24 protein-coding genes, 2 tRNA genes and 1 riboswitch are annotated in these 24,429 nt (G+C 37.4%); of the genes, 24 read left to right on the top strand and 2 right to left on the bottom strand.

What is annotated here, in order from left to right; all coding sequences use genetic code 11:
* Positions 1–64: 64 nt before the first annotated feature.
* From RYM16_RS01190 to RYM16_RS01180, 3 genes are all read left to right on the top strand, one after another.
* Positions 65–139, top strand: a tRNA-Cys gene (locus RYM16_RS01190).
* A gap of 14 nt (positions 140–153) precedes the next feature.
* Positions 154–242, top strand: a tRNA-Leu gene (locus RYM16_RS01185).
* Between the two features lie 58 nt (positions 243–300).
* The gene (locus RYM16_RS01180; protein ID WP_314981842.1) at positions 301–756 is read left to right on the top strand and encodes a DUF523 domain-containing protein; all 456 of its coding nucleotides are present in this window, start codon (positions 301–303) and stop codon (positions 754–756) included.
* A 105-nt stretch (positions 757–861) separates the two neighbouring features.
* Here the strand turns inward: RYM16_RS01180 and RYM16_RS01175 are convergent, their stop codons facing one another.
* Positions 862–2,694: a phosphoethanolamine transferase gene (locus tag RYM16_RS01175; RefSeq protein WP_009351468.1), complete on the bottom strand. Its 1,833-nt coding sequence runs from the start codon at positions 2,692–2,694 to the stop codon at positions 862–864.
* A 167-nt stretch (positions 2,695–2,861) separates the two neighbouring features.
* On the opposite strand from RYM16_RS01175, the gene RYM16_RS01170 reads away from it, so the two are divergent.
* The 13 genes from RYM16_RS01170 to RYM16_RS01110 all read left to right on the top strand — a co-directional run bounded on the left by RYM16_RS01170 (position 2,862) and on the right by RYM16_RS01110 (position 13,917).
* Positions 2,862–3,587, top strand: coding sequence for a ScpA family protein (locus tag RYM16_RS01170; RefSeq protein WP_009351451.1), 726 nt, complete (start codon positions 2,862–2,864; stop codon positions 3,585–3,587).
* Positions 3,588–3,599: 12 nt separating this feature from the next.
* Complete coding sequence (scpB, locus tag RYM16_RS01165) at positions 3,600–4,109, top strand: SMC-Scp complex subunit ScpB (RefSeq protein ID WP_009351503.1); 510 nt, start codon at positions 3,600–3,602, stop codon at positions 4,107–4,109.
* A 1-nt stretch (position 4,110) separates the two neighbouring features.
* Positions 4,111–4,839, top strand: coding sequence for a pseudouridine synthase (locus tag RYM16_RS01160; protein ID WP_009351499.1), 729 nt, complete (start codon positions 4,111–4,113; stop codon positions 4,837–4,839).
* Complete coding sequence (locus tag RYM16_RS01155) at positions 4,836–6,083, top strand: NAD(P)/FAD-dependent oxidoreductase (RefSeq protein ID WP_009351447.1); 1,248 nt, start codon at positions 4,836–4,838, stop codon at positions 6,081–6,083. The genes RYM16_RS01160 and RYM16_RS01155 overlap by 4 nt, the downstream gene beginning before the upstream one ends.
* Before the next feature lie 8 nt (positions 6,084–6,091).
* Positions 6,092–6,775: a (d)CMP kinase gene (cmk, locus tag RYM16_RS01150; protein WP_009351508.1), complete on the top strand. Its 684-nt coding sequence runs from the start codon at positions 6,092–6,094 to the stop codon at positions 6,773–6,775.
* Positions 6,768–7,388 carry a 1-acyl-sn-glycerol-3-phosphate acyltransferase gene (locus RYM16_RS01145; RefSeq protein WP_009351454.1) on the top strand — a complete coding sequence of 207 codons (621 nt, stop codon included), beginning with the start codon at positions 6,768–6,770 and terminating at the stop codon, positions 7,386–7,388. Before cmk ends, RYM16_RS01145 begins: the two co-directional genes overlap by 8 nt.
* Positions 7,379–9,277: a bifunctional 4-hydroxy-3-methylbut-2-enyl diphosphate reductase/30S ribosomal protein S1 gene (locus RYM16_RS01140; RefSeq protein WP_009351485.1), complete on the top strand. Its 1,899-nt coding sequence runs from the start codon at positions 7,379–7,381 to the stop codon at positions 9,275–9,277. The genes RYM16_RS01145 and RYM16_RS01140 overlap by 10 nt, the downstream gene beginning before the upstream one ends.
* A 113-nt stretch (positions 9,278–9,390) precedes the next feature.
* Positions 9,391–10,725, top strand: a complete 1,335-nt coding sequence (gene der, locus RYM16_RS01135; protein ID WP_009351472.1) for a ribosome biogenesis GTPase Der — start codon at positions 9,391–9,393, stop codon at positions 10,723–10,725.
* On the top strand, positions 10,725–11,321 hold the full coding sequence (gene plsY / locus RYM16_RS01130) for a glycerol-3-phosphate 1-O-acyltransferase PlsY (RefSeq protein WP_009351484.1): 597 nt from the start codon (positions 10,725–10,727) through the stop codon (positions 11,319–11,321). The genes der and plsY overlap by 1 nt, the downstream gene beginning before the upstream one ends.
* A gap of 3 nt (positions 11,322–11,324) precedes the next feature.
* A complete protein-coding gene (locus RYM16_RS01125; RefSeq protein WP_009351455.1) occupies positions 11,325–12,323 on the top strand; it encodes an NAD(P)H-dependent glycerol-3-phosphate dehydrogenase in 999 nt (332 codons plus the stop codon).
* A 67-nt stretch (positions 12,324–12,390) separates the two neighbouring features.
* Positions 12,391–12,942 (top strand): 16S rRNA (guanine(966)-N(2))-methyltransferase RsmD, encoded by a 552-nt coding sequence (rsmD, locus tag RYM16_RS01120; protein ID WP_009351467.1) that lies wholly within the window; start codon positions 12,391–12,393, stop codon positions 12,940–12,942.
* A gap of 4 nt (positions 12,943–12,946) precedes the next feature.
* Entirely contained in the window at positions 12,947–13,438 is a 492-nt protein-coding gene (coaD, locus tag RYM16_RS01115) for a pantetheine-phosphate adenylyltransferase (RefSeq protein ID WP_009351506.1), read from the top strand.
* Positions 13,439–13,449: 11 nt separating this feature from the next.
* Positions 13,450–13,917: a hypothetical protein gene (locus tag RYM16_RS01110; RefSeq protein ID WP_005386756.1), complete on the top strand. Its 468-nt coding sequence runs from the start codon at positions 13,450–13,452 to the stop codon at positions 13,915–13,917.
* A gap of 42 nt (positions 13,918–13,959) precedes the next feature.
* Here the strand turns inward: RYM16_RS01110 and RYM16_RS01105 are convergent, their stop codons facing one another.
* On the bottom strand, positions 13,960–15,675 hold the full coding sequence (locus RYM16_RS01105) for an NFACT RNA binding domain-containing protein (protein ID WP_314981840.1): 1,716 nt from the start codon (positions 15,673–15,675) through the stop codon (positions 13,960–13,962).
* 127 nt (positions 15,676–15,802) lie between these two features.
* Here RYM16_RS01105 and RYM16_RS01100 point away from each other — a divergent pair, with 127 nt between their 5' ends.
* The 8 genes from RYM16_RS01100 to priA all read left to right on the top strand — a co-directional run bounded on the left by RYM16_RS01100 (position 15,803) and on the right by priA (position 24,421).
* Positions 15,803–16,684, top strand: coding sequence for a YicC/YloC family endoribonuclease (locus RYM16_RS01100; protein WP_314981838.1), 882 nt, complete (start codon positions 15,803–15,805; stop codon positions 16,682–16,684).
* Between the two features lie 14 nt (positions 16,685–16,698).
* Entirely contained in the window at positions 16,699–16,968 is a 270-nt protein-coding gene (remA, locus tag RYM16_RS01095) for an extracellular matrix/biofilm regulator RemA (RefSeq protein ID WP_314981836.1), read from the top strand.
* A gap of 8 nt (positions 16,969–16,976) precedes the next feature.
* Entirely contained in the window at positions 16,977–17,606 is a 630-nt protein-coding gene (gene gmk / locus RYM16_RS01090) for a guanylate kinase (RefSeq protein WP_314981834.1), read from the top strand.
* 4 nt (positions 17,607–17,610) lie between these two features.
* Positions 17,611–17,826 (top strand): DNA-directed RNA polymerase subunit omega, encoded by a 216-nt coding sequence (gene rpoZ / locus RYM16_RS01085; RefSeq protein WP_004695660.1) that lies wholly within the window; start codon positions 17,611–17,613, stop codon positions 17,824–17,826.
* 54 nt (positions 17,827–17,880) lie between these two features.
* Entirely contained in the window at positions 17,881–19,080 is a 1,200-nt protein-coding gene (gene coaBC, locus RYM16_RS01080; RefSeq protein ID WP_314981832.1) for a bifunctional phosphopantothenoylcysteine decarboxylase/phosphopantothenate--cysteine ligase CoaBC, read from the top strand.
* A gap of 44 nt (positions 19,081–19,124) precedes the next feature.
* The gene (locus RYM16_RS01075) at positions 19,125–20,789 is read left to right on the top strand and encodes a SulP family inorganic anion transporter (RefSeq protein ID WP_314981830.1); all 1,665 of its coding nucleotides are present in this window, start codon (positions 19,125–19,127) and stop codon (positions 20,787–20,789) included.
* A gap of 44 nt (positions 20,790–20,833) precedes the next feature.
* A riboswitch (SAM riboswitch) is annotated at positions 20,834–20,934 on the top strand.
* Between the two features lie 49 nt (positions 20,935–20,983).
* A complete protein-coding gene (gene metK, locus RYM16_RS01070; RefSeq protein ID WP_009351502.1) occupies positions 20,984–22,174 on the top strand; it encodes a methionine adenosyltransferase in 1,191 nt (396 codons plus the stop codon).
* A gap of 63 nt (positions 22,175–22,237) precedes the next feature.
* Positions 22,238–24,421: a primosomal protein N' gene (priA, locus tag RYM16_RS01065; RefSeq protein WP_314981844.1), complete on the top strand. Its 2,184-nt coding sequence runs from the start codon at positions 22,238–22,240 to the stop codon at positions 24,419–24,421.
* Positions 24,422–24,429: the final 8 nt, after the last annotated feature.

Genomic DNA, 24,429 nt, shown 5'->3' with positions numbered 1-24,429 from the left:
GAGCACCGCCTTGCCAAGGCGGGGGTCGCGAGTTCGAATCTCGTTTCCCGCTCCAACTTTATATGGCGGCATAGCCAAGCGGTAAGGCAGAGGTCTGCAAAACCTTTATTCCCCAGTTCGATTCTGGGTGCCGCCTCCACAATCGTTACCCATGCCGGGGTGGCGGAACAGGCAGACGCAACGGACTTAAAATCCGTCGGTTGGAGACAACCGTACCGGTTCGATTCCGGTCCTCGGCACCAATTAAGACTAACTTCGGTTAGTCTTTTTTTCTTATCTGAATTAATAAAAAGTATTGCTATGAATAATAAACCTAAACTATTGATTAGTGAATGCTTATGTGGTGTTCCTTGTCGCTATGATGGAAAAGATAATTATATAGAAGCACTTGACCTTCTGAATGAGTATTATGAATTAGTACCTGTATGTCCAGAGGTGTTGGGTGGGCTATGCACACCGAGAGATCCTGCTGAGCGTCAAGGAAATCGTATATGCACTGCTGATGGGACAGATGTGACAACACAGTTTATTCGAGGTGCAGAGCTTACAGTTCGTATAGCTATTGAATATAAATGTGAACAAGCTCTATTGAAGGCCAAAAGTCCTAGTTGTGGTTATAAACGCATTTATGATGGTTCCTTTACGAGAACCTTAAAAGATGGTCATGGATGTACTGTAGAGGCTTTATTAGCGGAAAATATTAGAATTTATACGGAACATGATATAGATCTTTTGTTGGCACAAAAAAAGAGATGAGTTTAACTCATCTCTTTTTCTTTTATTAAGTTAACGTTTATTGTTAATACATAGTGTGTTATAGGGCATTATTTTTGACATATTAACTATAGGTATGTACTTCTGTTATTTACCAGCATTAACAGGATCATTAACTAATGGCTGTTCACCAAGTAATGTAGTTAAGTTATGTAAATTGAATCGATATTGAGCATTACTGAAGTCTCGCGTAGCATCGTAACGATAGTTAGGTGCCTGCATGAGACCTACTAATGTGTCATATAGCAGATCATTCGTAAAGAATTGATGCTCGTGTTTAGTTAGCACATCTGCCGTTTGTGGATAGGCTGTACGATATTGTGGAGATAGGTATACCCAGAATGGAATATGTGTCATAACAAAGTCGAATGTATCAGGATTGTGAGACTTATCTAAACTTTCACCGTGATCGGAGAAGTATACCATAGCTTGTAAATTCAATTTATCTTTACCATAGGTGTAAATTTGTTGTAATAACCAGTCTGTATATAACTGACTATTTGCATATGCTTCTTGGCCGTCAGGATACGGACCTTGTTTCCACTTACTAAATTCATGAGGGTAACGGTCATTGTAATAAATATGACTACCCATAATATGAATAACAATAAAGTTATTTTTAGTAGGGTCTACAGTTTCTAATAATGGCAATAGTGCTTCGTCATAGCGATCGGAGAACGCATAAGACTCATGAGACCATTTTGTAGTGTCTGCAGTTTTAGCCATCAACGAAATAGCTGTATCATATTCTCCGAATACACCTTGGTTGCTAAACCAAGAAGTTGTGTATCCCGCTTTTTTGGCTACGTCTAAGATGTTTGCTGAATCAAGGAATGGTCTATCGTCGTACTGGTTTCGTTCAGATAGAGCACGCTCTAAAGTTGGTACTGTTTGTACATAAGAGGAATAGGCGTTATCAAAGAATATAAAATCTTTATTGTCTGCACGCATATTTCCTTGCCATGGTGTATCATCATAAGGGAAGTTCGGATTATATACTTTCATATAATCACGAGAGCTAGATTCACCGATGACGAGAATAATAGTTCCCGGTGCTTTCTGGGCGGCTGTTTCTTTAGTATCTAAGTTAAAGGAATCAAATACTATATGATGGTTATCATTATATTGCTGCATTTGTTTTACATAATCACCGGCAGCAATCCAGTTGGCTACGATACATGTTTGAGGGAATAAGAAGAACGGTACATATACAAGAAAGGTTACGATAGAAGCGATGAGCATAGCAGAACGCATAGGGCGTGTAGTATTTAAATTAACTACCGCTTTCATACCTAAATTAGACCAGTATAATAAATATGTCCACAATACAAGACCGATGCCGACTGCAATTAGACCAGGAATACCAGCTGCATTTTTTAAGAAACCAAATGCTTCTTCTGGATTAGTCATATAGACTGCTAATAGACTAGCTGGTGTTAAACAGTGCCATGTAGTCATGTAATAGCCAATTTGTAAGAATGGGATGAGGCTAAGAATCATGGAAATGATAGCCATGATTAAGGATGTTGTTTTATGGAAGCGATTCGTTTGATTGAGTAAAAACTGAATGCCCGATAAACCCATAAAAATCAATAAACCAAATAAGAAATCATTGGCAAATTCATAGAAGTACAATGGTTTTACATAAGACCAGTGAAATAGAAGTGGGAAGGTAAGAGCCCATAAAATACCTACCAATCCATATCCTAAAAATGGTCTATGGAAAACGGTGCAGCCCATAAAATATTGAAACAAGAATGTACCAACAATGGTGGGCACCGCTAAAATTGTAATATCCTCTACATCTAAGCCTAGTGTAATGGGTTCGTAAATTAAAAATAGAATGATATATAAAACAATACCTATAATACCAAAGCGAAAAATGGGGTTACGCCCAATTTGCTTTAAACTAGATGACATAATAAAGCCTCTCTTAAAGGAACACACAATAATATATCTTTATAATATATAATAATTATATTATTAAAGATAGCAGATGAGTGTAAAAAAAACAATTATTTGAAAGTACTACTATAAATGCTTTATAATTATATAGTTAAAGTATATCTTTCTAAGGATTGGGGTTTATGGGAGATTATAATTACAAGTTGGACGTCTTTGAAGGTCCCCTTGATTTGCTGCTGCATCTCATTGAAAAACATAAAATAGAAATCACCGATATTCCTATCGTTGAGATAACGAGTCAATACTTGGAGTATCTAGATAACTGGAACCATTTTGATATTCACTATAGTAGTGAATTTCTTGTTATGGCTTCCACATTATTACAAATCAAATCGCGTATGTTATTGCCTAAGGCTGAACCTGAGCCAGAGGATGCTGAAGATCCACGGGATGAGTTAGTAGCTAAATTAGTTGAGTTTAAAAAGATTAAAGATTTTACATCTCTATTGATGGAGCGAACAGCCGTATCAGCAAATATTTTTAGTCGTCCTGAAGAAACTAGTGTTCTCGGTTTAGATAATGTATATAATCTAAAACTTTCACAGTTATATCAAATCTTTTACCAAACATTACAACGGGCTAAAGAAATACCTGAAGAGGAGCCTATTCGAGAGGTTAAGGTAGAAAAAGATACGTATAGTTTAGAGGATATGATTCTATCGTTGTCGAGTCGTATACGTCGTGGTGAAAGTTTACACTTTAGGGAATTATTAGTAGCTATAGAAACTAAAAGTGGTATGGTAACAATCTTTATGGCTGTTCTTGAATTGTTAAAGCAGCAAGTAATGGAAATGCGCTACGAAGATGATGATATTATATTCACTGCTGCTTTAGATGGAGCCGTGTAGAAAGGGGACTATATGAGCTTACCAACAATGCATTTAGAGGCTGTTTTGTTTGCAGCGGCAAAACCTATATCAATCGATATGTTAGAAGAGGTATTCGGTCTTTCACGAGACGACATACAAGCCTATATAAATGAATTAAAACGGGAGTTAGAAGATCAACATCGAGGTATTCGACTTCGTATGTCTGGGGCTGGTGTTGAATTAGTTAGTGCTATAGAAAGTGCTGAGTATGTAGGTCATATCCGCAAGCGAGAAGATAAACTGTCTAATGCGGCTATGGAAACACTGGCAGTTATTGCTTATAAGCAACCAATTACTAAAGCTGAAATTGAAGAAGTACGCGGTGTAAATAGTGATAAAATCATAAAACAATTGCTTACTAGATCTCTTATAGCTGAGTTAGGCCATAAAGATACTGTAGGCAGACCTATTCTATATGGTACGACTGATGAATTTTTAAGAAGTGCTGGTGTAGAATCGATAGAAGCTTTACATCAAGAAGTTTCGGAAGCAGAAGGATAATATGGAACGATTACAAAAATATATTGCTAGTTGTGGTATTGCATCACGACGTAAAGCAGAAGAACTAATTACAGAGGGTAAGGTGCAGGTAAATGGCCGAAAGGTTACAGAGCTTGGCGTTAAAATAAACCCTCAAAAAGATAAAGTTAAGGTTAATGGCCAATTATTAGCTCAGGAAAAGCCTGTATATTATTTATTAAATAAACCAAAAGGTGTCATTACATCTGTATCTGACCCTCAAGGTCGAGAAACTGTTTTAGATTATATTAAAAATGAATCTAAACGCATTTATCCTGTGGGCCGTCTCGACTTGTATACAGAAGGTTTATTACTACTTACTAATGATGGTGAGTTAGCACAAAACTTAACACATCCCTCTAAAGGTGTGGAAAAAACTTATGAAGTGCGCATCAAAGGTCGCGTTCGCGATGAAGACTTACAAGTTATAGCTAATGGTGTGAAACTTGAAGACGGTATGACTGCACCTGCTACAATTGTAGATTTAGGTTTTGATGATCATAACGGTGTACATGAAGTAGAGATTACTATTCATGAAGGTCGTAATCGACAAGTTCGCCGTATGTTTGAACACTTTGGGTACCGCATTCATAATTTAAAACGTATTGCCTATGCTGGTCTCACCTTGGGCGGTGTTAAACGTGGTGCTTCTCGTCAGCTTACAATTCGTGAAGTGAAAGCTCTAAAAGCGTTAGAAACAGGTAAGAAATGAAACAAATCATAGTCATTGGTGGTGGTGCGGCAGGCTTAATGGCATCTGTTATAGCTGGCCGTGAAGGAGCTCGTGTCATCTTATTAGAAAAAATGAATATGGTTGGTAAGAAAATGGGCATTACCGGTAAAGGTCGCTGTAATATCACAAATAGTGCAGATATGGCTGAGTTTATTAAAAATACACCTGGTAATGGCAAGTTCTTATATGGTGCCTATGAACGTTTCAGCAATGAGGACCTTTTAGATTTACTGCATAGTTGGGGATTAAAAACCAAGGTTGAACGAGGGGGCCGTGTGTTCCCAGAATCCGACTCAGCTTTAGAGGTTCGCAATACGTTCATGAAAATCCTTAAAAAGTATAATGTTCAAGTTCATTTGAATGAACCTGTTACATCTATTACGGTAAAGGATAATCGCGTAGTAGGCGTTACAACAGATAAGGAACAATATGCTTGTGATGCTGCCATCATTTGTACAGGCGGTGCATCATATCCATTAACAGGTTCAACTGGTGATGGTTATGTTTTAGCTGAAAAAGTGGGACATACGATCACTGATATTCGTCCATCTTTGGTACCTATCGTTACAAACGAAGCATGGGTAAAAGACATTATGGGGCTTAGTCTTCGTAATGTTGAAGTGTCTGTAGTTTCTAAGAATAAAGTACAGGCTAAACAATTTGGGGAAATGATGTTTACTCATTTTGGCATTACGGGCCCTACGATTTTGTCGTTAAGTCATACGGTAGGTAAGTTGCTACGTAAGAAGAACCCTCAAATTACAATTGAAATCAATCTTAAGCCTGCTTTGACTGCTGAGGTATTGGATAAACGCTTACAAAAGGACTTTGATTTATATTCTAAAAAACAATTAGCTAATGGTATGAAAGACTTACTTCCGGTAAATCTCATTCCCATAGTTATTAAGCTTGCTGAATTAGATCCAGCTAAACCGATTAATCAGATTACGAAGGAAGAGCGTTTACGTTTGTGTCATGTGTTACAACATATGACGTTAACTGTTAAGGAATTGCGACCTGTAGCAGAAGCCATCGTTACAGCAGGTGGTATTTCTTTAAAAGAATTTAATCCTAAAACTATGGAATCCAAGTTGATTAGTGGTTTATATGGCGTTGGTGAAGTATTGGATATCGATGCTTTTACAGGAGGCTATAATCTACAAGCTGCCTTTTCCACAGGCTATGTGGCGGCTATGCATGCCGTACACGGTGATGAAGAATAGAGGTTATTATGAGCACTAAAAAAATTGCCATTGCTATCGATGGCCCTGCAGGGGCTGGTAAAAGTAGTATTTCTAAAGTAGTGGCTAATGAATTAGGGTATTTATATATTGATACAGGTGCCATGTACCGTGGTGTAACATGGGCCGTTCTAGATAGTCATATCGATGTTAATGACCAAGAAGCGGTAGAAGCTTTATTGCCATCATTAAATTTAACATTAGAGCCTACTGCATCAGCATGTAAAGTTTTTGTTAAAGGTAAAGATGTAACATCATTAATACGACAACAACAAATCAATGAAAATGTATCTACCATTGCTTCTTATAAAGGGGTTCGACAATATTTGGTAGAACGTCAACAAGCCATGGCCGCTGTTGGTGGTGTTATTTTGGACGGTAGAGATATCGGCTCTGTTGTATTGCCTGATGCAGAGTTAAAAATATATTTAACTGCTTCTGTGGATGCTCGTGCTAAACGAAGATGGCTAGAAGTACAAGGTACACCAAATGAGCAGACTTTAGATGAAATTAAAAAGAATGTTGAAAGTCGCGATGAAATGGATAAGAATCGAGAGGAATCTCCTCTAGTATGCGTGGATGATGCAGTAGTTGTAGATTCTAGCGATATGGATTTCGATGAAACTGTTTCATATATGTTAAAACTGATACAGGAGACAATTAATCATGAATAAATTTTCTACCTGGTTATGGCGCACTGCTTTCTGGCTCCGCTATAAGGTTGGGTATGGATTGAAAGTATATGGACGGGATAATTTTCCTATGGAAGGTCCTGTTATCGTAGTACCAAATCACTTAAGTAATAATGATCCACCTATCTGTGGCTATGCCTTACCTAGACATGTACATTTCATGGCAAAACAAGAATTGTTTGTGAATCCTATTTCTCGTTTTATTTGTACTTGGCTTGGTGCATTCCCATTAAATCGAGGCGCTATTGATAAAGTTGCTATTCGCCATGCTATGGGGCTGCTCAAAGATAATAAGGTATTAGGTATCTTTGCGGAAGGTAATCGTCAAAAAAGTGGTAAACTTGGTAAATTCCACGATGGAGCAGCATCAATTGCGCTAAGGACAGGAGTTAGCATTGTACCTGTCGCTATTATTGGCTCTTATAATATGGAGCGTGATAAGGTAGCGTGTATTATTGGAAAACCTATACCTGTAGAAAAGGAAAAGGCTACCCCAGAAGCAATCAAAAAAGTAAATGATCAAGTTAAAGGTGAAATCCAACGAATGATTGATTCTTATCATGAAAATCGTGTAGAGGAGACTTTATGGAAATAATTTTGGCTGAAAACCATGGTTTTTGCTATGGTGTAAAAAGAGCCGTTGAAATGGCGAATGAAGCCGCGAGCAGTGATGGCAAAAGCTATACATTGGGTCCTATTATTCATAATCCGCAAGTTGTAGGTCGTCTTGAAGATAAAGGGGTTAGTCCTGTTCAAGAAGTATCTGACATTGAAGAGGGGACAATGATTATACGATCTCATGGTGTTGGTCCTGCTATTTATGAAGAGGCTGAACAAAAGGGATTAAACATTGTAGATGCTACATGTCCTCATGTTAAAAAGGCACAACAAGATGCGAAGTCTGTCATTGAAGATGGAATGACTTTGGTGATTTTGGGCGAAAAAAACCATCCTGAGGTCAAAAGTATTAATTTATGGGCTAATAACGAAGGCATAATCATCGAAGATGAAGAATCCGCCGAAAAACTACAAATTGTGGAAAAAATGGGCGTTGTTGTACAAACAACCTTTTCACAATTCAAATTTAACAGTATAATAGACATATTAGAGAAAAAATCTAAGAATCTTAAGGTTTTCAAAACGATATGCAATGCAACGCAAGAACGACAGAACTCTGCCGTTGAATTAGCACGTAATGTAGATCTTATGATTGTGGTAGGCGGTAAGAACAGCGGCAATACAAACCGATTGGCAGAGGTTTGTCGTGACGTTGGATGTACAACATATCACATTGAAACTTCTACTGAATTACAACTGGAATGGTTTAACCGAGTACAGACGGTAGGAGTAACAGCAGGAGCATCGACTCCCGACTGGATTATTAAGGAGGTCATTGAGACAATGAAAGATTTTGCAGAATTATTAGCAGCCGAAGGTCAAGAAGAATTTAAGAAAGGGAACGTTGTAGAAGGTACAGTAGTTCAAGTTGAAGATGAACGCGCTTATGTATCTTTTGGCTACAAAACTGAAGCCATTTTGAACAGAACTGAAATTTCTTATCCAGCACCAGAATCTGCCAAAGATGTGTTAAAAAATGGTGATGAAATTAAAGCAGTTATCATGAATCACATCAAAGAAGATAATCCTATTTATCTTTCCATGACTCGCTTGGCTAAAGATGAAGATTGGCAATATGTTATCGAAGCACAAGAAAAAGATGAAGCTATCGTATGTAAAGGTATTGATGCTATCCCAGCAGGTTTGGTAGTAACAGTTAAATCCCTTCGTGGTTTCATTCCATTGTCCCAAGGTGATGTTCACTTCGTGAAATCCTTGGACAACTTGGTTGGTACAGAATTCGAAGCTAAAGTACTTGAAATCGATGAAAAGAAAAACCGTTTGGTTCTTTCCCGTCGTGCAGTATTAGAAGTTGAACGTCAAGCTAAATTAGCTGAAGCATTGAAAAACATCAACGTTGGCGAAAACTATAAAGGTATCGTTCGTAAAATCATGCCTTATGGTGCTTTCGTAGATATCGGCGGTATTGAAGGTTTACTTCACATTTCCGACATTTCTTGGCAAAAAATCAAAAAAGTGGAAGATGTTCTTTCCGTTGGTCAAGAAATCGAAGTTAAATTACAATCCTTCGACGCTGAAAGCAACAAATTATCCTTGTCCTTGAAAGCTTTGTCTAAGAGCCCATGGGACGTAGCTGAAGAAACATTGCATGTTGGCGATGTTATCAACGGTAAAGTTGTTCGTTTGGTAGCTTACGGCGCATTCGTAGCTGTTAACGACGACATTCAAGGCTTACTTCACATTTCCCAAATTACAAAACAACGTAATGCGAAAGTTGAAGATTACTTGAACCGCGGTCAAGAAGTTGAAGTTAAAATTATTTCTCTTAACAAAGATGAAAAGAAATTGGGTTTGGCTTTAACTGAAATGATGGAATCCAAAGAAACTGCAGAAGACGCTGAATAATTCATTGTCTAATATAAGGCTAACCAAGGTTTACTTGGTTAGCCTTTTTGCGTACTATACGTAGAATATGATAAAATATAGTAATGTATTAGATTAGATAATGAGGTGAAACTATGGCAAAACCATTAGTGGCCGTTGTAGGCCGTCCAAATGTAGGTAAATCTACACTTTTTAATGCCATTGTTAATAAACGTATCTCTATAGTCGAAGATATTCCCGGTGTTACACGGGACCGTATTTACTTCGATGCAGAGTGGTTAAATCGTGAATTTACAATGATCGATACAGGTGGTATCGAATTCATCACTGAAAATAGCCATGTTATTCCAAAAATGATGCGATTACAAGCTGAATTGGCTATCGAAGAAGCGGATGTAATCTTATTTGTCGTTGATGGTAAACAAGGTATTGTACCAGCTGATGAAGAGGTTGGAAATATTTTGCGTGCCAGTGGTAAACCTGTAGTTCTTGTAGTTAACAAGATTGATAGTGTAAATCAAGAGCCTAATATTTATGAATTTTACAATCTTGGCTTAGGTGATCCTATTGGTATTTCTGCAAAAAACCTAATGAACTTAGGTGATTTACTTGATGACACTGTGAAACATTTCCCTCCTGTAGGTACTAATGTGGATGACGAAGATACAATTCATGTTGCTATTATTGGTCGTCCAAATGTTGGTAAATCTTCTTTGACGAATGCATTATTGGGTCAAGATCGTGTTATCGTATCTGATGTAGCAGGTACTACTCGTGATTCTATCGATACATATTGGACTCATGGGGATCAAAAATTTGTATTGATCGATACAGCTGGTATGCGTCGCAAATCTAAAATTGATGAAGCTGTAGAACGATATAGTATTGTACGCTCTTTGCGATCCGTAGACCGTTCTGATATTGTTGTTCTTGTGCTAGATGCACAGGATGGTGTTACCGAACAAGACAAGAAGATTGCAGGTTATGCTTATGAAGCAGGTAAGGGTGTAGTCATTGTTGTTAATAAATGGGATCTTGTTGAAAAAGACGATAAAACTACATTGCGTTTTACTGAAGATATTTATGAAGAGTTAGGCTTCTTGCAATTTGCACCGATTCTTTTTGCATCTGCTTTAACTAAGCAACGTATACATCGATTAGCAGATATGTTGAAATTCGTCTCTGAACAACAATATCGTCGTGTATCTACTGGTACGTTGAATCAATTGTTACAAGATGCGCAAACGGTAAATCCAGTACCATCTCGCAATGGTAGAATTCCTAAGATTTACTACATGACACAAGCAAGTGTCAAGCCACCGACATTTATTTTGTTTGTAAATGAACCTGAGTTAATTCACTTCTCTTATATGCGTTTCTTAGAGAATCGATTGCGCGAATCCTTCGGCTTTGAAGGTACTCCAATTCGCTTAGTATTACGTGGCAAGAAACGGGATGATGAAGACTAATGGATATTATGATTATCGTTTATGCTGTATTAGCGTATTTTATTGGTTCAATTCCTAGTGGCTTAATTATTGGCAAAACATTCTTTAATACAGACGTACGCCAATATGGATCGAAGAATATAGGGGCTACTAATACATATCGTGTTATCGGTCTCAAAGCTGCATTACCAGTATTTTTATGTGATGCTTTAAAAGGTGCTGCTGGGGTAGTATTATTATCCTCTTATGGACCTATGTATATGATTTTAGGTGGTATCCTTGCTATGATGGGCCATAACTGGTCTATCTTCTTAGGGTTCAAAGGTGGTCGTGGCGTTGCTACCGGATTAGGTGTTCTCATTGCTCTTTCTCCTTTAGTAGCATTGCTTTGCTTCCTTGTGTGGGGCATCATCGTATATTTCACCAAGCTTGTATCATTAGGTTCTATTGTAGCTGCTGCATTAGTACCTGTATTGATGTACGTTACAGGTGAATCTTATTGGTTTGTTGGCTTTGGTGGATTGGCTGCGTTATTTGTTATAGTTCGTCACTGGGATAATATTAAACGTCTACTTGCAGGTAATGAGTTAAAAGTAGAACGTATTAAAAAGGATTAATGTATGAATGTTGTTGTTATAGGCTCTGGTAGTTGGGGCACAGCCCTTGCTATTAAATCCGTTTTAGCTGGAAATACTACAACTTTATATTGTCGTCGCCCAGAATTTGCTGACCAATTGGCTAAAGATTTAGAAAATAAAGATTACTTGCCAGGTGTAGAGCTACCTAAAGAGTTACTATATAGCTCTGATTTAGAGACTTCTATTCGGAATGCAGAAGTTGTTTTAATGGTTACACCTTCTGTACATGTCCGTACTAGCTTGGAGTCTATAATGCCTTATGCGCATAAAAATCAATCTTATATTCTTTGTTCAAAAGGGGTTGAACGAACTACAGGTAAATTATTAACCACTGTTATGAAAGAGGTTCTAGGTCCAGTTGGTTGTCACTTGGCTGTTCTTTCTGGTCCAAATCACGCAGAAGAGATTGGGCGTAATTTACCGGCTGCTTCTGTATTAAGTACAGAGGATTTAGAGGTGGCTACTACACTTCAAAAAGCATTATGTAGCCAAAATTTTAGAATTTATGCCAATACTGATATCATAGGTGTTGAACTTGCTGGTGCTACAAAGAATATTATCGCTTTAGCTGCTGGTATCGTTGATGGCCTTAAACTTGGCGACAATTGCAAGGCTTTATTATTAACGAGAGGCCTACATGAGATGACTCGCTTTGGGGTTGCCTTAGGTGCCCAGAAAGAAACTTACGCTGGTCTAGCCGGTATGGGCGATTTAATTGCTACTTGTATGAGTCCTCATGGTCGTAACCGTGCGGCTGGTCAAAAGCTTGCAGATGGTAAGACGATGGACTATATTATTAATCATACAAATATGGTGGTGGAAGGTTTTTTTGCCACCGATATTGTATATAAAATGGCTTGTGAACATCAAATTGAAATGCCTATAACTAAAGCTTTGTATGAAGTTTTATATGAGGAAAAGTCTCCTGCTTTAGCCTTGGCTGAGTTAATGGGGCGCGATATTAAAATTGAAGTATCGTAAATAAAAGATACTTTTAATTTGGTTATTTATATACTATAATTAATGAGTATAATCTTGTGAGGGTTGTATGCGAATTATTGGCGGAACTGCGAAGGGGCATGCTATAAAAGCACCTAAAGGGGTTGATACTAGACCTACACTTGATCGTGTTCGGGAAAGTGTATTCAATGTATTAGCTAATAGAGGCATATTTGGTACAGACGTATTAGATATATTTTCTGGCACTGGTGCAGTAGCAATTGAAGCCTTAAGTCGCGGTGCAGCACATGCAGTAGCGGTAGACTTTAAAACGGGAAAATTAATTTTAGAGAATGCTAAACATTGTCGTGTGGATGATCGGTTAGAAATTATTCCGAGGAAACTTTCACAATTAAAAAATTATATAGTGGGACGACAGTTCGATTATATTTTTTCTGATCCGCCATATGAGAATGGATTTATACAAGATACCATAGATTTGGTTGTGACCTATGATTTATTAAAACCTGAAGGTGTTTTATTACTAGAACATCATAAGAATGAAGTTTTTAGTTTACCTGAATCATGGGAGTGTATAAAAGAACAGAAATTTGGTTATACGATGGTTTCCTATTTTGTAAACACAGCTGAAAGGAGCTAATCCTGTGCGTATAGGTGTATGTCCGGGTAGTTTTGACCCAGTTACAAATGGACATGTTGATATTTTCGAAAGAGGCAGCCGATTAGTTGATAAATTAATCATTGCTGTTAGCTCGAATCCGAATAAAAATTCCTTGTTTACCATGGAAGAACGGGTTGCGATGATTCGAAATTCTGTCAAACATATTCCTAATGTTGAAATTGATTGTACAGGTGGTTTGCTTAACGAATATGTTAAATCAAAGAATGCTACTATTATCATTCGTGGTTTACGTGCATTGAGCGACTTTGAATATGAATTTCAGCGTGCTTTGTTTGCGAAATATTTGGATGATGACATTGAAACAGTATTTATTATGACAAATAACAAATACTCTTTTGTCAGCTCCACAGGTATTCGAGAACTGGCTAAATTTGGTGGCAAATTAGATGGTCTTGTTCCGGATGATGTTAAGGAAAAACTTGAAGAACGCTTTAATACGGTCCATAATAAATAGGGGTGAATTGTATGAAAACAGAAAAATTATTAGAAGATTTAGAGGTTCTTATTGAATCTAGCAGCCGTATTCCTATGACTACAAAACGTATGGTTGAGGAAGACGAAATTATGCGTATTATTGATTCTATTCAAGAGTCCTTACCATTGGAACTTGAAGAGTCTCGTCGTATTGTAGCTGATAAAGATAAAGTATTAGCTGATGCTCAACGTCAAGCTGAAACTTTGATTGATCAAGCTAAAGACTACATTGCTAAATTAACAGCGGAAAGTGAACTTGTTAAACAAGCGCAAGAGCAAGCTAATCAAATTATCAATGCTGCGAACCAATCCTCTGAAGAATTGAAATCCAGCTCCATTCAATATGCTGGCGACGTTCTTAAATACGTAGAAAATAACTTAGAGAAAACATTGGAAAGCTTACGTCAAAATCGTGAAAGTTTAAAACAGACTGAACAACGTACAGAAGAAAACCAATAATATAAATAAACGGCTAGATATATTATATCTAGCCGTTTTCTTTTATTCATTATAATTGTCAGGTTTTTTAGGTTCTACAATCATAGTTTGATGTGTATTAAAAATAACAAAACCTAAAGGGGATCCAGGCGGTTTTTTGATATTTTTAATGTATGTATAGTCTACAGGAACTTTACTAGTTTCTCGTGCCTTACTAAAGTAGGCTGCATATTGTGCTACTTTAGATAAAATCATGTCATCTGGTTCAACATTAAGTCTAAGAATAAGGTGAGAGCCTTGAATGTCTTGCGTGTGGAACCAAATGTCCGTTGGTTTAGCAAAACGATGCGTTAAATATTCATTTTGCTGATTGTTACGACCGATAAACATTTCACCTTCGTCAATTGTTAAGTGAATGTAGTTAGATTTACCTAGTTTGTAGGATAGTGGCTTTTTCGATTTTTTTATAATGCCCGCATCCATACATTCTTTGCGGATTTCCTCTAAACTTTCACGAGTGGTAGCAAGCGATATACTATACAAAATTGACTTTAAGTATTCAAGTTTTGTAGTACTTGCGTTAAGTTGGTACTCACCGCTGACCATACGGTTCTTCAGTTTAGTGTAAAGTTTGTAATACCATTGTGCATTTTCTACAATCGTTAGATTTGGCTTTAATGGTATTGTTAGCATTTCTCCTTCATCAGAAAGAAGATTTTGTAATTCAATGGAAGGTTCGTATTGCACTTGAAGGTGTGCATTAATCATTAATAGATCACCATATAATTTATAGGTATCCATTTTATTCGTATCTTCTAATTCCTCTTTGATTTTTTGGTGACGACCTTCTTCTTTTTTGATGGCCGCTGTCAAAATCTTTTCTAGCTCTTTATCCGCTGTGTGGATTGCTTTTGTACTGTGAATTGTTTCTTCTAAAGCTTCAGAAATAGTTTCGTATGTTTTTACAATATTATAGTTGTGTAAGATAAAGGTAGAATATGCTTTTTTATGGTTATCATTTACTAAGGAGAGTAATCCATTGCCGTTTTGAAGCATCATTTTTAAATCGTACAAAGCATTTGCTAACTTGTCGACTTGTGGTGCCTCTAAATCAGTTATAATTTCATCACCATTTAAATTAGCGTTATATAAAACCTCATCAAGTAAAGGTTTACCAAAGCCGTTAAAAATAGCGCGAATAGATTGTTGAACGCTGCCATTACCAAAGGAGACTAGTAGATTTCTAATCTCATTATAATCAAAGTCCATTAGACTAACGCGATTAGCATTTGGTGGTAACTCGTATTGAAGTTTAGGGCTAATAGAACGCTCACGGTTCATCAGTGGAGAAACATGAATTAAAGATTCTAAGATAACTCCATCTTGTACAAAGATACAGTTAGAATATTTGCCCATTAATTCAACATAAATAAGTGTACTTGTAATGGAACCATCCATTTCTAGTTTATCCGTTTGGATACACATAATACGGTCCCCATTGATTTGCTCAACTTTTACAATGCGGCTACCTTCGATATGTTTACGTAAGAACATACAAAGTGAGCTAGGCTCTTTTGGTAAATCTTGCAGTGGCTTGCTAAGATACATGGCTGGGGTAGCACCTACGGTGATGATCAAGTTTTGATCTTCATTAAGGGCTCGAATTTTAAATAATAGTGTAGTTTTATCTATTTGATATAGTTTTTGTATTTGGCCAGTTTGTAATCGCTCATTTAGCTCTTTAGCGAGTACAGACATGGTAAGACCGTCTAAATTCATAGTACTCCTTTCAAATTTATTTAGAAGTATAGTTTAGTATACCATAGTGTAAATATAATTCTTAGTATTTAAACACGGATTGTGTAATTCGTGGTACAATAATAAAAACTACTAAGGAGGATATCTTATGAAAAGTATGACCGGTTTTGGTTCTGGTACAGCAACCAAAGATGGCATTACCTGTACGGTAGAAATTAAGTCCGTCAATGCACGTTTCTTGGATTTATTTATACGTTGTCCAAAACAAATGAATCCTTTTGAAAGTATCATTCGTGGGATGGTACAAGATTGTATAAATCGCGGTAAGGTAGAGGTATCGGTTTCTATTCAAGATGCAGGTGAGAGACCTAAAACTTTTACTATAAATAGTGTATTAAGAAAACAAATTCAAGAATTGCTAGTTCAAGAAGAATTTTATGATGATCCTAAAAAGGTACCATTACAAGCTGTAAATTCAATTTCTAATGATTGGATTCAACAACAAGATACTCCCATTGCAGAAGAGGTACTTTCAGATATATTGAAAGAATCTACAGGTTTTGCATTAGATGCTTTGATTGCTATGCGAACTGTGGAAGGTGAACATATTCAACAAGATTTAGTGAGCCGTATCGCCACACTAGAAAATATTATTTCTCATATTGATACTAATAAATCTGGTGCTGTAGAAGCGTATCGTGAACATATTAGAAGTAAAATTCAAGAGTATTTAGTTTCTTTAGAAGCAAGTATCAGCGAAGAGCGTTTTCTGCAGGAAATTGCTATATTAGCTGATAAGACTGATATTACGGAAGAGATTGTCCGATTCAGCTCACATGTGGTACAATTAAAAAACACACTTACAGATGAAAATCCAATCGGTCGAAAGGTCGATTTTATTTTGCAAGAAATGAATCGTGAAGTAAATACAATTGGATCCAAGGCTATGGATTCTAGTATTACAGAGTTTGTGGTTCAACTTAAATGTGAGTTAGAGAAAATTAGAGAACAAGTACAGAATGTAGAGTAATAGGAGGTCCATGAATGAGTATTCAATTGCTGAATATAGGCTTTGGTAATATGGTATCTGCTAACCGTGTTATGGCTATCATTAGTCCTGAATCTGCACCGATTAAGCGAATGGTTCAAGATGCTAGAGATAAGGGCCTGCTCATTGATGCTACATATGGTCGTAAGACTCGTGCTGTATTAGTTATGGATAGTGGTCAAATTGTATTATCTGCAATTCAAACAGAAACCGTAGCACATCGACTTGTGCAACATGATGTAGATGTAGATACAGTGGAATCATAGGAGTACATATGTCAGACAGAGGATTATTAATCGTTATATCCGGGCCATCTGGCGCAGGTAAAGGTACGATTTGTGCGAATATTCGTAAAGAAATGCCTAATTTAGTTTATTCCGTTTCTATGACCACACGTGCACCGCGTGTTGGTGAAGAGGAAGGGGTTAACTATTTCTTCCGCTCCAAGGAGGAATTTGAGACTTTACTCAGTGAAGATGCATTCTTGGAGTATGCAAGGGTATATGATAATTACTATGGTACGCCTAAACAACATGTAATGGATTTATTAGATGATGGTAAAAGTGTACTATTAGAAATTGATATTCAAGGTGCTATGCAAGTTAAGGAACGCTTTAGTGATGCCGTATTTATTTATATTGTACCGCCATCCTTAACTGAATTATCTGAACGATTACATAATCGTGGTACTGATGCAAAAGAGGTTATTGATAAACGATTGTCATTAGCTTGTTCTGAATTGGCATTAGCTCATCGATATGACTATATAGTTGTAAATGATGATCTTGCAGATGCGTCAGAGAAGGTTGCATCTATTTTACGGGCTGAATCCTGTAAGATTAGTCGCAATAAAGAGCAAATTCAATTTATTTATAAACAATATAAAGAGTCTAAGGAGAAGTGATAGTATGATGGTAAAACCTCCATTGAAAAAATTGGAAAGTCAAGTAGATAGCAAATACACTTTGGTAACATTGGCAGCTAAACGAGCTCGTGAACTAACAGATGGTGAACCATGCTTAGCTGAATCTACACATGCAACTGACAAGCCTGTTTCCTTGGCATTCTATGAAATTGCCGAAGGTGAAGTGACGTATAAACGTACTAAAGAAGGCATTAAATAAGATAAATCAATTCCTTGTATCCTTGATACAAGGAATTTTTAAAAGGAGAAGAACATGCGCGGAAAACATATCATTGTCGCAGTCTCTGCTGGTATTGCAGCATATAAGGCAATTGAAGTGGTTAGTCGTCTTCGTAAAAAAGGGGCAGAGGTCAAGGTTGTGATGACTCGTAATGCTACGAATATTGCATCACCATTGACCTTTGGTGAGATTAGTGGTCACCCTGTAGCATTAGACATGTTTGAACAAGTGCATCAATGGGATGTGGAGCATATTGCATTGGCTACATGGGCTGATGCGTATGTAGTAGTACCAGCTACGGCTAATGTAATTGGTAAAATCTATGCTGGTATTGCAGATGATATGTTGACTACTACTATTATGGCAACTACAGCACCTAAATATATTTGCCCTGCTATGAATACAGAAATGTATAACAATCCAATTACGCAACGCAACCTAGAAGGTCTACGTTCCTTGGGTTATCATATTATGGAACCAGCTGAAGGTTGGCTTGCTTGTGGCGTTACAGGTGTTGGTCGCTTACCAGAGCCTGTAGCTATTGTAGAATGGCTTGAAGCCCATCTGTGTAAAACTTCTGAACTTGAAGGTACTACAGTGCTTGTCACTGCTGGTGGTACTCAGGAGAACATAGATCCAGTTCGTTATATTGGAAATCGTTCAAGCGGTAAAATGGGATATGCTATTGCTGAACAAGCTGTACGAATGGGTGCGAATGTTATTTTAGTGAGTGCCCCTACATCTTTATCAGTACCAAGTGGTGTTGAATTTGTTCCAGTAGATTCCGCACTTTCCATGCAAGAAGCTGTTGAATCTAGATATAAAAATGTAGATGTTGTGGTTATGGCGGCAGCGGTTTCCGATTTTAGAGTGCTTCATAAAGCGGAGCAAAAGATTAAGAAAATGGAATCTATGATGCTGGAGCTTGTAAAAAATCCAGATATCTTACAAGGTTTAGGCTCTCATAAAGAACATCAAATCCTTGTTGGTTTTGCGGCAGAAACAGAGCATGTAATTAAGTATGGTCAAGATAAAGTAGCAAGAAAAAACTTAGATATGCTTGTAGCGAACGATGTAAGCAAATCTAATGCTGGATTTAACGTAGATACAAACGAAGGTTATTTTTTATATCCTGATAAAGAGCCTAAAGAAATGGCTAATATGAAGAAATCTGAATTAGCTCAATATATTATGAAAGAAGTAGTTGAGTTAGTAGCAAATAAACACCCCTAATATCATATTTTTTGTATGTAGTTTGAGAAAGTTGTGTTGTTTATATGTTTGCTATTCAAAAAGCATATTTAAATGGGTCCTTAAGTAAAGATAAATGGAGTAATAATATTATTGCTGGCTTAGTGGTAGGAGTAGTAGCATTACCTTTAGCTATGGCCTTTGCTATCGCTAGTGGTGTTACACCTCAAGCTGGTATTTATACGGCTATCATTGCCGGTATCTTTGTATCTTTGTTTGGCGGCTCACCCGTACAAATAGCAGGGCCTACAGGAGCCTTTATTGTCTTATTGAGCAGTATCGTTGTTAATTATGGTTTTGATGGCTTGCAAATTGCAACCATGATGGCTGGCGTTATGCTTATTTTAATGAGTATAGCCAAATTAGGTACTGTTATTAGATTTATACCAACGCCGGTTATTATGGGCTTTACTGCGGGTATCGGTGTTACTATTTGGGTAGGTCAATGGCCATACTTCTTTGGATTCCCTCAGTTACCGTATATACCTCATTTCCATGAAAAATTATGGGCTATGATTCAATCATTGCCGTATTCTGATATACCAACCTTAGGGATTGCTTTACTGAGTTTAATCATTTTATTAGTTTTGCCGAAAATTCCTTATATTAATAAAGTTCCAGCTCCCATTGTAGCCATGATGGTCGCTACAGTCATACAAGCTGTTTATCAGTTTCCTACCGTTTTGACTATAGGTAGTGCTTTTGGTGGTATTCCACAAGGTTTACCTGCATTTTCCGTGCCACACTTTGATGTTGATAAAATCTTAACATTAATTGGTCCAGCTTTTACAATTGCCATGCTGGGTGCTATTGAGTCCTTATTGTCTGCAGTAGTGGCAGATGGTATGAGTGGTACTAAGCATGAGTCTAATACTGAGCTATTTGGACAAGGGTTAGCCAATATTTTTGCACCTTTGTTCGGCGGTATTGCATCTACAGGTGCAATTGCTCGAACGGCTACCAATATTCGGCAAGGCGGTAATTCTCCAATAGCAGGTATTGCTCACGCTATTACATTAGGGGCTATTTTATTATTTTTAGCTCCTTATGCTGTCTATATTCCATTAGCATCTATGGCAGCAATATTGTTTGTAGTATCTTATAATATGAGTGATGCACCGCGTTTTATACGAATGCTCATCTTAGCACCAAGACCAGATCAGATAATCTTATTGCTCACCTTTTTCTTAACGATTTTTACCGATTTGGTAGTTGCTGTAAACGTTGGTGTGGTCCTTGCAGTCTTACAGTTTATGCGTAAAATGGTTAATACTATCGATGTCCATGAAGCGAGTTGTGCTGAATTATCTGAACAAATTAAGCACGAAATAACACTTCATCCTGACATTATGGTATATACCGTGGAAGGACCTTTATTCTTTGGTGCCATCAGCGCTTTTGATAGAGCCTTAAGTTCTATACATAAAGATCCAAAATATTTAATTATTCGTTTTGTAAAGGTGCCGTTTGTAGATTTGACGGGATTACGTATTCTGCGAGGCATCATAGAAGAACTTCAAAAGAGAGACATTGAAGTTTTACTTAGCGATGTGAGTTACGATATTCGTAGAGAAATGTATAAATCTGACTTTTTAGATGTTCTAGGACGTCATCATATGTATCGACTGTTCGACAGTGCTCTTCATAAAGCTGAACATGATTTAGCCTTGAAAGATGGTAAAGAAGTATAATAATGACTTGCTTTCTCACTGTAAATACACTATAATATTTCTGTAACTCATCAAGAGTAGCGGAGGGATAGGCCCTGTGAAGCTACAGCAACCATTCCAAGGGGAAAAGGTGCTAATTCCTATGACAAATGTCGTTAGATGGGAGGGTCTCTCATGAGTACATGAGAGGCTTTTTTTCGTATTAGGAGGATAAAATGGCTGAAAAACATATGTTTTTTACTTCTGAATCTGTTACTGAAGGCCATCCAGATAAAATAGCTGACCAAATTTCTGATGCTGTTTTGGATGCGATTATTGAAAAGGATCCAACTGCTCGTGTAGCTTGTGAAACTTTAGTTACTACTGGTCTAGTACATGTAGTAGGTGAAATTTCTACTCACACTTATGTAGATATCCCTCGCATCGTACGTGATACAGTTCGTGAAATCGGTTATACACGTGCAAAATTCGGTTTTGACTGTGATACTTGTGGTGTCCTTGTATCCATTGATGAACAGTCTGCTGATATCGCTATGGGCGTTGATGAAGCACTTGAATCCAAAGAAGGTAATGGTGAAGCACTTGATAAAATCGGTGCTGGTGACCAAGGTATGATGTTTGGTTATGCATCTAATGAAACACCTGAACTCATGCCTTTACCAATTTCTTTGGCACACCGCTTGTCCCGTCGTCTTGCGGAAGTTCGTAAAGATGGCACTTTAACATATCTTCGTCCAGATGGTAAAACTCAAGTTACTGTTGAATATGTTGATGGTAAACCTAAACGTATTGATACAATTGTTATCTCCACACAACATAGCCCTGAAGTAACTCAAGAACAAATTAAAACTGATTTGAAACGCTATGTTATCGATGCGGCTTTACCTGCAGAATTTGTTGATGAAAATACTAAATACTTCATCAATCCAACTGGTCGTTTCGTAATCGGTGGCCCTCATGGTGATGCTGGTTTAACTGGCCGTAAAATTATCGTAGATACTTACGGTGGTATGGCTCGTCATGGTGGTGGTGCTTTCTCTGGTAAGGATCCATCTAAAGTAGACCGTTCTGCAGCATATGCAGCTCGTTATGTAGCTAAAAACGTTGTAGCAGCAGGTCTTGCTGATAAATGTGAAGTACAAGTTGCTTACGCTATTGGCGTTGCACATCCTGTATCTGTATTGGTAGATACGTTTGGTACAGCTCGCATTGAGGAAACCAAAATTCAAGAACTCGTTAAGAAACATTTCGACCTTCGTCCAGCAGGTATCATCGAAATGCTTGATTTGTTAAAACCTCATTATCGCAAAACTGCAGCATATGGTCACTTTGGTAGAACTGATGTAGATTTACCTTGGGAGCGTACAGACAAAGCAGCAATTTTAAAAGCTGAAGCTGGCTTATAATACAAAAGGTCTTAGTAGAATTTCTACTGAGACCTTTTATAGTAAATGAAAGGATATGAGTCTATGCGTGTAGCACAAGTTATTATTAACAGACCTGCCAAACAACTTCATAAACCATTGAGCTATCTAATGCCTGAAAAGTTTGGTAACGTCCTACCTGGTACTCGCGTACTCATTCCTTTAGGTCATAGTCGTGAAGAAGGGATCCTCATTGGTTATGAAGAATTAGTTGAGCCACCTGAGTTCACGTTGCGAAATATAGTGCAAGTATTAGATAGTGAGCCTTGGTTTACACCAGAAATGATGGATACGGCACGACGTTTAAATGAGTATTATCTTTTTTCTTATGGTGATGCACTACGTTTATTTACAGTAAATAAAACATTGAAATCCTATGAGGCACCCAAAGAAGAATGGCTTGTAGTTATGCCTGATTTTTCAATAGATCAATTTAGTGAACGAAAAAAGAAACAACGTGAATTAGCACAATACTTACTTGAAGTCGGTGGTGCGTCCAAGGCATTATTATTAGCTAAAGGCTTTTCTCGCATGGTCATAAAGCAAGTAAGTGAAGCTAAAGGGATTACTATTGAATCACGTTTTAAAGCCACAAAAACGACCTTTACGGAGCTTTTAACGGAAGAGGTTAATATTCCTCTTACTCAAGCTCAACAAGCCGTATATGAGCCTATACAAGAGGCTATGAATAGTCATGAGCATAAAACCTTCTTACTTCATGGTGTAACTGGTAGTGGTAAAACTCAATTATATTTACGAGCTACAGCGAAATGTATTAGTCAAGATAAGACTGCTATTATCTTGGTGCCTGAAATTATATTGACCGATCAAATTGTGCGACGATTTGTGGAAACCTTTGGCGATGAAGTTGTCGTATTCCATAGTAAATTGACAGTACAACAACGCAATAATAATTGGGAACGGTTGCGTCGTAAGGATAGTCATATCATTATTGGTGCCCGTTCGGCTGTGTTTGCTCCTGCTGAGAATATCGGTCTTATTGTTGTGGATGAAGAACATGATACATCTTATAAACAAGAAGATATGGTTCGATACCATGCCCGTAATGTTGCCTTATGGCGTGGTGAAGCACATGATTGTCCTGTGATTTTAGGTTCTGCTACACCAGCTATTACTTCTTACTATAAAGCCAAGCAAGGAGAGTATCATTTACTCGAGTTACCTCATCGTATTTTTGAACAACCCATGCCAAAGGTAACTATTGTTGATATGAAGGAAGAAATCCTCCATGGCAATTATTCTGTTTTTTCTGACGCTATGAGTCGGTTGATTCAGAAAACATTACATGAACATAATCAAATGATTATTCTATTAAACAGACGTGGTTATAGTACCTTTGTAATGTGTCGCGATTGTGGGGAAACTATTATGTGCCCTCATTGTGATGTAGCTATGGTCTATCATCAAGCAGGTGAGGAATTGCGCTGTCACTATTGTGAACATCACGAACCGATTCCTACGGTTTGTCCAAAGTGTAATAGTAAACGCATTAAATTCTTTGGCTCAGGTACACAAAAGGTAGAGGAAGAGTTGCGACGTCATTTTAAATCGGCCCGCATTGCCCGCCTTGATCAAGACGTAACTAAAAACAAACAATTAGCAGAAGATATTTTGCATGACTTCGGAGCTCATAAATACGATATTTTATTGGGAACTCAAATGGTATCTAAAGGGCATGACTTTAAAGATGTAACAGCGGTTGGTATTTTAACAGCTGATTCGGTTTTAAATATTCCTGTGTATACTGCTTCTGAAAGAACTTTTGATTTGCTTACCCAAACTTCTGGACGAGCTGGTCGAGGGGATAAAACCGGTAGTGTTGTAATACAAACATATAATCCGTTAAATTATGCTATAATAAAGAGTAAGGCTCATGATTATGTAGGCTTTTACCATGAAGAAATTCAAAATAGAAAAGCTTTAGGATATCCTCCATTTAGAGAAATGATTCACATGGTAGTGCGTCATCAAGATATGGAGACCTTAGAGTCCATTGCAAATCGAATTGTAGATGATTTGGAGGCTCATAAAGGGGATGAAGATATTCTTATTAATGGTCCTTACGAAGCAACTATAAAAAAGGTACGGGACATGTATCGCTTAGCGATTATGATCCGTGGTACTGATTTAACGAATTTGAAAGAATATATATATAACTCATGGATTTTCACGCAAGAAGGGCTTCTGATTGACGTGGATCCTGTGTAGTATAGGAG

The organism is uncultured Veillonella sp., from assembly GCF_963524655.1.
In the GTDB taxonomy this organism is placed as follows: domain Bacteria; phylum Bacillota; class Negativicutes; order Veillonellales; family Veillonellaceae; genus Veillonella.
Note: the sequence above shows the minus strand (reverse complement) of the source record. Positions and strands in the feature narration are given on the sequence as shown.